13 protein-coding genes are annotated in these 12,093 nt (G+C 56.5%); all 13 read left to right on the forward strand.

Features of this window, described 5'->3' with window-relative positions; all coding sequences use genetic code 11:
* The first annotated feature begins 154 nt into the window (after positions 1-154).
* A complete protein-coding gene (locus KQI17_RS12665; RefSeq protein ID WP_216496572.1) occupies positions 155-562 on the forward strand; it encodes a DUF3846 domain-containing protein in 408 nt (135 codons plus the stop codon).
* A 3-nt stretch (positions 563-565) separates the two neighbouring features.
* Positions 566-1,486 (forward strand): ArdC-like ssDNA-binding domain-containing protein, encoded by a 921-nt coding sequence (locus tag KQI17_RS12670; protein WP_216496573.1) that lies wholly within the window; start codon positions 566-568, stop codon positions 1,484-1,486.
* 11 nt (positions 1,487-1,497) lie between these two features.
* Complete coding sequence (locus KQI17_RS12675; protein WP_216496574.1) at positions 1,498-1,815, forward strand: LPD28 domain-containing protein; 318 nt, start codon at positions 1,498-1,500, stop codon at positions 1,813-1,815.
* A 1-nt stretch (position 1,816) separates the two neighbouring features.
* Entirely contained in the window at positions 1,817-2,110 is a 294-nt protein-coding gene (locus tag KQI17_RS12680; protein WP_216496575.1) for a hypothetical protein, read from the forward strand.
* A gap of 436 nt (positions 2,111-2,546) precedes the next feature.
* Entirely contained in the window at positions 2,547-2,939 is a 393-nt protein-coding gene (locus KQI17_RS12685) for a hypothetical protein (RefSeq protein ID WP_216496581.1), read from the forward strand.
* 58 nt (positions 2,940-2,997) lie between these two features.
* On the forward strand, positions 2,998-3,306 hold the full coding sequence (locus KQI17_RS12690; protein WP_216496576.1) for a MobC family plasmid mobilization relaxosome protein: 309 nt from the start codon (positions 2,998-3,000) through the stop codon (positions 3,304-3,306).
* On the forward strand, positions 3,307-4,623 hold the full coding sequence (locus KQI17_RS12695; RefSeq protein WP_216496577.1) for a relaxase/mobilization nuclease domain-containing protein: 1,317 nt from the start codon (positions 3,307-3,309) through the stop codon (positions 4,621-4,623).
* A 24-nt stretch (positions 4,624-4,647) separates the two neighbouring features.
* Entirely contained in the window at positions 4,648-5,229 is a 582-nt protein-coding gene (locus KQI17_RS12700; RefSeq protein WP_216496578.1) for a PcfB family protein, read from the forward strand.
* A 21-nt stretch (positions 5,230-5,250) separates the two neighbouring features.
* Positions 5,251-6,129, forward strand: coding sequence for a hypothetical protein (locus KQI17_RS12705; protein ID WP_022018164.1), 879 nt, complete (start codon positions 5,251-5,253; stop codon positions 6,127-6,129).
* Between the two features lie 252 nt (positions 6,130-6,381).
* Positions 6,382-7,272 carry a hypothetical protein gene (locus KQI17_RS12710; protein WP_216496579.1) on the forward strand — a complete coding sequence of 297 codons (891 nt, stop codon included), beginning with the start codon at positions 6,382-6,384 and terminating at the stop codon, positions 7,270-7,272.
* Positions 7,269-8,045, forward strand: a complete 777-nt coding sequence (locus tag KQI17_RS12715) for a class D sortase (RefSeq protein WP_022018162.1) — start codon at positions 7,269-7,271, stop codon at positions 8,043-8,045. The genes KQI17_RS12710 and KQI17_RS12715 overlap by 4 nt, the downstream gene beginning before the upstream one ends.
* 58 nt (positions 8,046-8,103) lie before the next feature.
* Complete coding sequence (locus KQI17_RS12720) at positions 8,104-8,844, forward strand: CAP domain-containing protein (protein ID WP_216496580.1); 741 nt, start codon at positions 8,104-8,106, stop codon at positions 8,842-8,844.
* A 79-nt stretch (positions 8,845-8,923) separates the two neighbouring features.
* On the forward strand, positions 8,924-12,093 hold a 3,170-nt coding region (locus tag KQI17_RS12725; protein WP_253285834.1), incomplete at its 3' end, for a SpaA isopeptide-forming pilin-related protein.

The raw sequence follows: 12,093 nt of genomic DNA on the forward strand, positions 1-12,093 counted from the left end.
CATGACACCGCGCGAGATCGAGGAGGACATTTACGGCAAGCTGGAACGCTGCCGTCAGATGGACGAAAAGCAGAAAGCAAAGGATTCCATTTTCAAGAAAGGCTCTACGCAGCAGCGATAGAGCCTTTTTTCATACCCGAAGGAGGAAGGCGAAATGAAGGTATTAGTTGTGGAGCCGGGGTACGCCCCGTATGAAAAGGACATCGAGGGACTGCATGGGATGCAGGAGGTCGTAGGCGGCACGATCACCGCCATCTACCCCTTTGCTGAGCCGGTCGCTGTGGTAGGCAACGATGACAGCATTAGTTTAGGAATGCCCTTTAACCGCAGTATGGAGGGCGGCTACGGCGGTGTGTTCGGCCCGTTCTTTGTCTGTGCACTGGAGGAGGATCACTTTGGCAGCCTGACGGCGGAGCAGATGGAGACCTACAAGAAAAAATTTCGCATGGCCGAACTGCTGATCGGTGCAAAGGGCAACACGCCGATCACACTCAAGGTCGAGCCGAGGCAAAAGGCGCAGGTACCTGACCGAGACAAGAAGTCAAAGAAACGGGAGCGTTGAGGCATGGCCAGAACTACCGATGAGCGGCTGGATTACCTGATGGAGCAGCTGGAAAAAGGCACGCAGAATATTTTTGAGAGCGGACGCTATGCGGAATACCTCGCTGTCATGTCCAAATTCCACCATTATAGCTTTCGCAACACCATACTTATTTTTCTGCAAAACCCCAATGCGTCTCATGTGGCTGGCTTTCACGCATGGAAGAAGGACTTCAGCAGAAGCGTCAAAGCAGGCGAGCACGGCATCCAGATCCTTGCGCCTTGCCCAAAGCGGAAATGGATGGATCACGACAAGATCGACCCAGCTACGGGTCTGCCGGTCAAGGACGAGAATGGAAACACGATGCAGGAGCGCACGATCATCACCATCCCCCGTTACCGCGTCGTTACCGTCTTTGACGTGAGTCAGACCGAGGGCAAGGAGCTGCCATCCCTCGGTGTCGCTGAGCTGTACGGCGATGTTCCGAACTACCAGTGCATTTACGACCGCCTTGTGGCTTTTTCTCCTGTGCCTGTGAGCATCGAGCCGATCGCGCAAAGCGGTGCAAAGGGCTATTTCAGCGACCGCGAGCAGCGTATTGTCCTCCGTTCCGGCATGAGCGAGGTGCAGACCGTCAAAACGCTTATGCATGAGATCGCACACGCCGTGCTTCACAACGCGGAACGCTTACAGGAAACCGGGAAAAAGACGCGCGGTCAAAAGGAAGTCGAGGCGGAAAGCGTCGCCTACGTTGTCTGCCGACATTTCGGCATCGATGTGTCCGATTACTCCTTCGGCTATGTTGCGGGCTGGAGCAGGAGTAAGGAGCTGCGAGAACTGCATGAGGCGCTCAACACCATCCGCAAAACTGCCGCGGAGATCATTGATGCAGCTGCGGTACCCACGCGAGAGCATGAGCGAAAGCAAAAAATATATAGCCATTAAGGAGAAGCAAGATGGAACGCATGAAAGAAATCGAGATTTTCGGTATCCCTGCACTTTTTACGGAGAAGCGGATCGACCATGACGCCGTGTATCCTGGAATGTACCGCTACGAATTGGAAACGGTGAACAACGGTCCCAAGCGCGTGTCCGACACGGCATCCGGCACTTTCCTCGGCACGGTGCTCACACCTGTTCCTATCCCAATGGACAACGGGCAGCGTGAGCTTGCACCGGACGACCTGATGCTGGATGCGGAGGCCGGAAGCTGGACACCGCAGGAATTTGAAGAAAAGTACCTGTCTCCGAATGGAGAGAATGGCGGGAGATAGGATGCAAAAAGAAATCGACCTCCTATCCTTTCTCTCTCGTGTGACAGAGAAGAATACCAAGCACTATCGCTCGGACTTCCTTTACGACAGCAGGAAGCTGCAAGAAGCGGCACAAGCCGCTGCACCGGAGGAACGCTGCTTTTTCTGGATGAGCAGGCCAAGCGGAACATGGTGCGTTTTGGAACGCGAAGCATTTATCCGTGGCAGCAGCGCACATAACATCTGGACGCATTATGCGGATGAACCGGAGGGGATCATAGCATACCGTGTGAATGTTATAGGGGGAAAAGGGTAGAATCGTGGTCGGGACGGTGCATCCGCTGGACTACCGTGAACAGGTGCGGCGTGTTCTGACTCACGCGATCCCTGCCACATTGGTGACGCTGCGCTATGAAAGCGGTCTTACCGTCACGGTCCCCTTTGCGGACTACCCACGGAATCTTCCAATCATTCGACCGCAAAACGGAGGCATCCAATCTGTGCGCTTTGAGGGGCAGGATGAGGCGGCATTGGAGGCTGCACTCTCTGTAGAGCGCCAATCGGAACAGAAACGAGTGACAAAAAAGCATTGTTCCCCGACCCGATAATTGATCCCGCAGTCACAGACAGCGCCGCCGATGGCGGTGCTGTCCCAGCAAGTATGTCATTTGGTAGCACAAATGACGCTTGCTGGGGTGTACCCCAGACCCCCGGTACGAAATGAAATCTCACCGTGAGATATGAAAGGACTGATGAGCATACAACATGAATTTTCCCCATGGGGACAAATGGATGAGGTCATATTCGTTCTCCCCGGCATAGACCTTGTTTCAACACCGAGCCATGGCGGAGCGAGAGTGACGCGCGAGGCAGCCATGCTGCTCTCTCCGGAGGCAAGGAAATGCGGGTTCCGCGAAGGCGGCTATTTATGGTTTGAAGAGGACTGCTGTGAGCAAGTGGTGCTGCGTGAGCTGATGGACAAGAAGCTGTGGACGCCGCCTGCGGATCGGATCAAAGACGCCGCTGCATTTGAACGTGCCATTGACCGTGTGCTTCAAGCCTGCCAGCCGGAGTATTGGGCATCGCGTGAGAAACGGCTGGCGCGGAGGCTGGAGAGGCCTACGCGGACAGGCCGTGTCAGGTGAGCGCGGGAATTGCGTCCCACCGTGAGACGCAATTTAGAACAAACTGAAAGGAGCCGCTATGCGAACACGGAACCGTCATATCAGCGTGTGGATGAACGAGCAGGAATACCGGCATTTGAGGGCGCAGGCGGAGCTTGCCGGTATGGGGATCGACCCGTTTATCCGCAGCATTGTTTCCGGCGTCCAACTCCGCCCACGCCCGCCCGACACCTATACCGCCCTACTACGCGAGCTGTCCGCCATCGGCAACAATGTCAACCAGATCGCATATTGGGCGAACGCACAGCAAAGCGCCAGCGAAGCGGATATTCAGGAGGCCGCGGCGCTGGTCCGTCGGGCGTGGCGGCTCGTCAAGGAGACGCTGTGAATGGCTTACGACAAGATCATCCCCATCCGGCGACGGCTGGATCATTGCCTTGCCTATGCCGCAAACGAACAAAAAACCGACCTTGCCGCCGCACTCCATTACATCGGCAATGAGCGGAAAACCGCGCCGCCCCATGCAGACCGCTTGCGGACCGGCATCAACTGCACGGTGGAGACCGCTTATGCAGAGATGCAGGCGACCAAGCGCCGGTGGGACAAATGCGGCGGCATTCTCGGCTACCACATCATCCATTCCTACGCCCCCGGCGAGGTCACACCGCAGGAGGCACACGCGGCCGGCGTGGAGTTTGCCCGCCGTCTGCTGGGTGAAAGGTACGAGGCCGTGGTCGCCACACATCTTGACCGCGAGCACCTGCACTGTCACATCGTGTTCAATTCCGTCTCTCTGGTGGATGGCAGCAAATACCGCAGCGACTTCAAAAGTTATTTTGGAACGCTGCGCGGCACATCCAACGTGGTCAGCCGCGAGCGCGGCTTATTCGTCATCGAGCCGGAGCACGAGGGCAGGCATTACGCTGAATGGGACGCAGAGAAGCACAGTCGCCCGACCGTGCGCGGTGCGGTCCGCGCCGATGTGGACGCCGCGCTTTTGCGGGCACGCAGCTTTTCCGACTTCCTCATCCGTCTCCGCGCACAAGGCTATGAGGTCAGGACCCAAGGCAAATACCTTGCTGTCAAGCCAAGCGGCAGCAGCCGCTATGTGCGTCTGAAAAGTTTAGGAGAGGACTATACCGAGGCTGCCATCCGCGCACGGCTCGCCGTTCCCCGTGCCGAGCGGCAGCGCCTACAGCCGTACAAGCCGCCGCGCAAGGTGAAGCGGTATCGCGTACACGCGCCGATGCCGCCGCGCAAAAGGGTCAAGGGCTTTCACGCGCTCTACCTTTACTATATTTATCTCCTGCGCGGCAAGACGCCGAAGCGGTCCCGCCCCGTGCCGTTCACGATCCGGCAGGAGGCGGCAAAGCTGCGCCGCTACCAGCGGCAATTCCGATTCCTGCGCGAAAACCGGATCGAGACGGTGCAGGAACTCTCTATGCTCCACGACGCTTTGCAGGCGCAGATCGACGCGCTGACTGAGCGGCGCAAGGGCTTGTACGAATGGAAGCGGCGCGGCATGGATGTGACGCAGGAATTGTCTACTGCAAATGAGCATCTGCGGCAGGCGCGGCGCAGCCTGAACCTCTGCCAGAGCATCGAAACGGACATTCCGCGATTGCAGACGCAGACACAGCAGTATCGGGAGCAAAGGGCGAAAAAGGAAGCGGAAAAAAGAAAATACAAGCAGCAGGAACGATAACACATTTTGGAAGGAGCATTTCTTATGGATGTTAGTGCAGAGGCTGCCGATCTGGTGGTCAAGGAAGGCTTGCAGGCAACGGAAACGGCGGTCAAGCTGGCGGGGAGCGGCATTAAAAATGTTGCTGCTCTCTTGCTTGCCCTGTCCAAGCAGGATTATAAGGTCATCGGGCAGGCCAGCGCCGCGCGGCTGGCCCGCGACCCAAATCCTCCCGCAGTCGTTCAGATCCGTGCGGAGGACCTCTCGCGCTTCCGGAAGATGGCGGCAAAGCAGTACGGTGTGCTGTATCTGCCGGTCCGCAAGCGCGGGGACGACAGCGGCCTTATTACCATCGTTTCGACGCAGACCTATGCCGCAAATCTCAACTGTATTATGGAAGAGCTGGGCTACCCCGTGCCGGTCAAGGAGGCGGACGAGCCAAAAAAAGCAGTCCCCCTCGCTCCGTCCGAGAAAGCCTCGAACGAGCGAGGGAGTATCTCGACAGCATCGCAGGAGAGGACTACGGATGATGTCAGATCCTCTGTGCTGGGGAAGCTGGAGGCCATGCGGCAGCTCTCCGCCGAAAGAAACACGGACCGCATGAAGGTCAAAGAACACATTCGATGAAGCAGAAAGGAGAACTACACCATGATAAGTATTCGTGATCTTATTGAGAAAACGACCTCACAGAGCGAGCAGCAGCGGGAAGTCCGCCAGGCTGAACGGACAAACCTCTCACAGATGCGCGACGCCGCATTTGAGGTCGTCACCACAGAGCCGGAACTGTACCAGAAGTATCTGACCTTGCAGGCAGACAACATCCGATGCAGTGCCGGCAACGTCGCGCTGACCCTGATCCAGCTCCCCGACGCCAGCAAGATCGGCTCGATCGACTATTGGCACAGTGTCGGACGCTATGTGCAGGACGAGGCGATGCAGAACGGTGCAAAGGTGTTCGTGCCGCCGCGCAACAAAAATGCCCGCGGCTATTTTATGGGCGTTTATTACGACATCAGCCAAACCACAGGCAGGCCGTTGGAGGGGCAGGCGGTCATTCCCGAGGGAAGCCCGAAGCTCATTGCCGCACTGGAACCGCTGATGCAGGGCGCGCGGGCTGCGCTCAAAGAAGATAACACGCTGGAGCAAAGCGCCTATTACGATCCCAACACCCTGACGATCCTCGTCAACACCGAGCATCCCGCGCATGATGTGTTCGCTGCCCTCGCCGTAGAGAGCGTTCATGCGCGGATGCACAATCAGGGACGGAACACACAGTATAACCGAGAAGCCTACCAGATCGACGCCGAAAGCATCGGCTACATGGTCTGCCGACGCTTTGGCGTGCCGTGCAAGCTGCCCGATGCAAGCGAACTGGCAGCATCCTTTGATGGATGCGACCCCGCAATGCGCGGTACATATCTGGAGGAGCAGCGGCAGACCGCAAAGAGCATCGGAGACAGCATCGACCGCACCATCAATCCCAAGCAGCAGGAGCAGCGCCGCGGTCGTCCAGCATACACGAGATAAGGCGGTGTGTTTCCCTTGCCGGAGAGTACGCCGTCGCCCCGTAAGCGTCAAGGCCGAAAAATGCTTGCGCATTTTCCGCGAGCCGACCAGTCTGCGGACTGGTCGGACCTTGACGCTCACATTTCGCCGCCGTATACGGTGAGCAAGGGGAACACACCACAAAAGCCGTCTTGCGACGGCTTTTTGATTTTATAAGTATTTCTACCATTCATGTCCCACGATGGGACAAATTTTGAAGGAGGATTTTCCTACATGAGAAAACAGAAAAGCACAGTCACACTCCTTGCGCTCGCGCTTGTGCTGGCGTTTGGAGCGGTCCCCGTTATGGCGGCAGAGGATACCGTGCCGCCCACTATCCCGACCGTCTATCCCATTGAGGTACACAGCAGCGAAAGCGGCGGCGTATACCGGCTGGAAAAGGTCTACTGTCTTGGCACAAAGGACGATCCCGCTGCTATTCCCACACAGAGCTTTGAACGCGAGGGACGGCACTATGAGCTCCTTGACCTGCTCAAAGCGGGCCAGACGGAGACGGACACGCAGGAGCACATCGAAATCATTACGCTGGAGAGCAGCACCAAGGACATGAGTGAGATCATCAAGGTAATTGAGCCGGTCATGGAGGTCACTACGGAGGATGGATATACCGGCACGCTGACCGCGGACTACACCACCATTCAGGTCGAAGCCAGCGGCTACAAGAACAGAAGCCGCACGGTGACGGCAGAGCGCACCTATCCCAACCTCTCCGACGCCGATGTGTCGTTAATTCCGAAAACGGTGGAGGAAAATGGCCGCACCCTGACACTTGCCGATGTGAGCTGGCAGGAGGCTGCGACCGATCCGATGGACGGATACGAAGTACCCTTGCGTTATACGGCGGCTGCAAGCTATACCGGAACGGCGAGCTATAAGACCGCCACCGGCTACACCGTAACGGTGGAATACAAAGGCGATGTTACCAAGACGAGCTGCGACACCGTGCTCTACACCGCTATTTTTACGTCCCACGGTGAGACGCATTTTGAGAACAAAACGCCGCTGCTCGCCGCGCTCGGTGTATTGGTGTTCTCCGGCGCGGGCTATGCTGGATACAAAGGCTATCAGCGCTATATTAACAAGAAGAGAGGTTACGCCGCATGAAAAAATACATTCTATCACTTGCCGCCGTCTGCTGTATGCTGACATTTTTTTCCATATCTGCGTCTGCGCTGGAGTATAGCTTCGATGCGCCGGACGCGGGGCTGTTTGGACGGCCTACCTCGGACAATACCATCTATGTCACCACGGACGAGCCTGCCAACACGAACCGCGGCAAGGACGCGGCGTATATCCCGCCTGCCTTTGGAAGCCCGACCAGCTACACGCTGAACGCGGGCGAGCGCCTGACGCCGAACCTTGTGAGCGGTTCGACCACGGGAGCGGTCAGCGGCACAGGCGGCGTGACGATACTGCCTTCGAATGGAGTAGAAATCGGGAGTTGGAGCTATCAGCCCATCGGCTACACCGCCGTGACAAGTGACCTCTACTATAGCGGCGGCTATCTTGCCACGCTAAAAATTCCCACGCTCGGCTTGTCCGTCAAGGTGTATCAGGGGACGGACAGTGACGCGCTCCGCAAGGGCGCTGGGCATTTTGCCAGCACGTCTATTTGGGACGGCAATGTGGCGATTGCAGGTCACAATCGCGGCGTGAACAATCATTTCGGCAAGATACATACGCTCGATATTGGCGACACCATCAAGCTAACGACCAAGCTCGGCACGAGGACTTATGAGGTCTATGCCGTCTATAAGGTGAGCGTGGATGATATGAGCGTGCTGAATGACAGCACGGAGAATATCATCACCCTCGTCACCTGCGTGATGAATCAGCCGGATTACCGCTGGTGCGTGCAGGCTCGTGCGAAAATTTGACGAACTTTTCCGTCTCCTTTAGACTGAAAGCATAACAAAATCAAAGGAGGCAGACACCATGAAACACGCAAATTTTCTCACCGGCCTTGTCGTCGGCGCCCTCGTCTTTGGCGGCACCAGTGCCTATGCCGCGGGCATTCTGGCCGAGTACAGCACCAACCACATTTTTGTGGACGGGCAGGAGGTCCGGATCGAAGCCTACGCCATCCATGACAACAACTACATGAAGCTGCGTGACATCGGAAAGGCCGTCGGCTTCAACGTCTATTGGAACGCCGAGGATGGGAGCGTCCAGATCGAGACAGATAAGCCCTACACCGGCGAAGCCCCGGCAAAAGGTGAAGCTGCCGACGATGCAGACGCCATGAAGCAAGACATCGTGGATCGGACCAATGCCCTACGCAAAGAAAATGGCGTTGCCGCGCTGCGTGTCAACGACAAGCTCATGCAGGCGGCGCAGGTCCGCGCCGATGAAATGGCCGCGCATACGGCCTATTCGCACACAAGGCCGGATGGTCAAAAGTTCAATACCATCACGAATTGTCCCTACATGGCCGAAAATATCCATCGCATTGCAGAGTGGACGTTATCCGAACAGACGCTTGCCGAGCAAGCGGTAGCAGACTGGACTACCTCAGCGACGCATAATAAGAATATGCTCAATCCGAAGCTGTCCGAAATTGGCATCGGATTGGCGAGGGGCGTCAACGATAACGGAAATCCCTGCTGGTACTGCGTGCAGCTTTTCCTCTATGACGGATATTCCATCTCATGGGTAGATACCCCCACAAACAAGTAAATCATCAACTATTATCAGGACAGAGCAGATCGGCAAGGTCTGCTCTGTTTTATTACGCTTCATCGGAAAGGAGAACTCTATGAGATCTATCAAGAAACGCCTGTTGTCATTGCTTCTGACATTGATAACGATTTTAAGCCTGCTGCCGACCTCGGCGCTTGCCGCATCCGGCACAGGCAAAGGCATCACGATCACAAAGGATCAAGCCTATTGGAGCACCCGACTGCTCGCCAACGGAACGCCGTACAGCTATCGTCCACCGATGGCGGCGGGACGGCTGCTCTACTGCCTCGACAGCGGACTCGGCTACCACAACGCCACGCAGTCATTCTTTGATTCCTATACCTACACTTCGGCTACCAATGCGGATGCCGACACCGTGCTCAAGACCGCCATTGCCAATAGCGGCCTTGGTGAGATGGACGCCGCGACGCTTGCCAATGTCAAGTGGCTCATGACCTACATCAACGACAGCAAGGCATCCAATGTAGGCCAGCTCTTTATGGCGGTCCAAACCTATGTGTGGGACCATCAGAGCTACAAGGGAGAACCTGGCGGGGATGGCGATGCAGGCGGCTACGCCAACGCCGATACCTACGAAATGTACTTGGGTCTCATCGACTGGATGCTCGCGCAGAAGGCACAGGAAGACGCGGCATTTCAGCGCCAGATCGAGGAATATGCCGCGCAGGGCATGGTCGCATCCATCGTAGAGAACGACAGTGCAAAATGGGCGGTATTTGCCCTTTCGAGCAACCGCAAAAATCAGTCATTTTTCAACTACTATGGCCCGCGTGAGCTGGTGGTAAAGGATATGCCGCAAGGCGGTGACGAGCCGACTCCTCCCGCGGGAGATGCGGACATTACCTTGCGAAAGGTGGCTGCCGGAACGACCCGTGGGCTGGACGGTGCAAAATTCAACATCTACCGTGACGGTCAGATCGTCGGCAGTGATGTGACCAAAAACGGTGGCATCATTGAGGTCAAGGACGTCACCAAGGGCTTGTGGTCCTTCGTGGAAACCGAAGCGCCGGCAGGCTACTGCGCTGACTCCGCTCCCATCAGCGTCTATGTGGACACGACCGATGGAGACAAGCAGTACACCGTGACTGCCGAGAACTACGCGCTGCCTGATATGAAAATCATCAAGCGCGACGCCATGAGCGGCAAGCCTATCGCTGGTACGGTGTTCTCGGTAAAGTCAGTCACAGGCAGTTTCTCCACGTCCGTTACGACCGGTACGGATGGTTCCGCGACGCTCTCGGCCATTCCCGCCGGCGTCTATGTCGTGCGTGAAGGATCCGTTCCTGAGCCTTATATCTTATCCAATACGGAGCAGACCGTGGCGCTCCGCCCCGGCCAGACGAGCGAAGTTACTTTCGTTGACTATGAAAAACCGGGTCTTGAGATCATTAAGAAGAACATCGCCAATGGGGAACCCATCGAGGGCGTGACCTACCGCATCGAGCAGATCGACGGCAGCTACTCCACCACGGCCACCACCGACAGTCACGGACGTATCTTCCTCGATTCTATCCCCGTTGGCACCTATCGGGTGACGGAGACCAATGTTCCCAGCCATGTCATTCTCTGTCCCATTCCGCAGGAAGTAGCGCTCAAGGCAGGTGAAACCTCCACCGTTACTTTCTTCAATGCACTCAAGCCGACGCTGGAGATCCGCAAGGTAGACAGTGTGACCGGCGATCCTGTCAAGGGTGCTAAGTTCCAGATCTGGTATGCCAGCAATCATACCGATAGCGGTGAGCTAAATGATCTTGGCACTTATTACACCGATGAAAGCGGCAAGATCATCCTTCCCGAAGTCAAGGACGGCTGGTACAAGGTGACGGAGCTGGAAGCGCCGCATGGCTATTCCATTAAAGAGCCTGCCACGCAGGAATGCTTCATTTCCGGTGGCGAGAGCAAGGTACTGACCTTTGAAAATACGCCTCTTTCCGCCATCATCATCCGCAAGGTGGACAGCGAGAGCGGTCAGCCGTTGGAGGGTGCATGGTTCCGCATCCGCTTCCTCGGCGGCACCTCCGGTACGGGCGGCACGGTTATCGGCGAGTACCGCACTTCGAGCAATGGAACCATCGTTGTAACCGGCCTCAAGGCAGGCACTTACGTCTGTGAGGAGATCTCCGCGCCGGACGGGTACGTCATCACCGACGCCACGGAAACGGTCTATCTCTCCGGTAAGGATCAGGATGTTATCACCGTGACCTTCGGAAACGATAAGATGGGCTCGCTGCTTATCGTCAAAAAGGATGCTGTAACCGGCGCTCCTATCTCCGATGTTGAGTTCCTTGTGACCGACTCGGATGGAAGTGTGATCGGCACTGCCAACGGTAAGTATGTGACCGACAGCGCAGGCACCATCCGTATTGATGGGCTGACCCCCGGCATGACGGTTATCGCAAAAGAGGTGCGCGCCAAGGACGGATATATCCTCGACAATACGCCGCAGAGCATCAAGATCAAGCGCAATGCCGTGATGACGCTGGAATTCCGCAATCAGCCCAAGGGCGGCGTACTCGTCAAAAAGGTGGACGCTGTAACAAATGCCCCCATCCCGGATGTTGAGTTTCTTGTCACGGATTCCGACGGCAATCTCATCGGCAACGCCAACGGCAAGTTCGTGACGGACGGCGCAGGCACGTTCACGATTACCGACATCGCCCCCGGTACGACGCTCATCATCAAGGAAACCCGCGCCAAAGAGGGGTACCTGTTGGACGATACGCCGCAGACGGTTAAGGTCAAATCCAACGAAGTCACCACGGTAGAGTTCAGAAATCAGCCCAAGGGCAACCTCATCATCGTCAAGCAGGATTCCATCACAAAGGAACCGCTGGAGGGCGTTCAGTTCAAGATCGTCTATGCGGATGGCTCGTATGTAGATGCCGAGGGCGGCACGCTGTCCTCCAACGGCCTGTACTGGACGGATAAGGAGGGCAAGATCACCCTCTCCGGCATTTCCGGCACCGTTGTGGTGACGGAGGTTGAGACGATCCCTAGCTACACCATCGACGAGAACAGCCGCACACAGACCGTCGTGGTTGATCCCAACGATACGCAGACCTTGTATTTTTATAACACTCCCGCAGGTGGCTTGCAGATCATCAAAAGTGATGAGAGCAGTGGTAAGCGTATCTCTGGCGTCAGGTTTGAAGTCCGTAAGGTAAACGGCGAGATCGTCGGCACCTACACAACGGGCAGCGATGGCGTTATCTATCTCCCTGAGAT

The organism is Oscillibacter sp. MSJ-31 (assembly GCF_018918025.1).
Classification (GTDB): domain Bacteria; phylum Bacillota; class Clostridia; order Oscillospirales; family Oscillospiraceae; genus Hominicoprocola.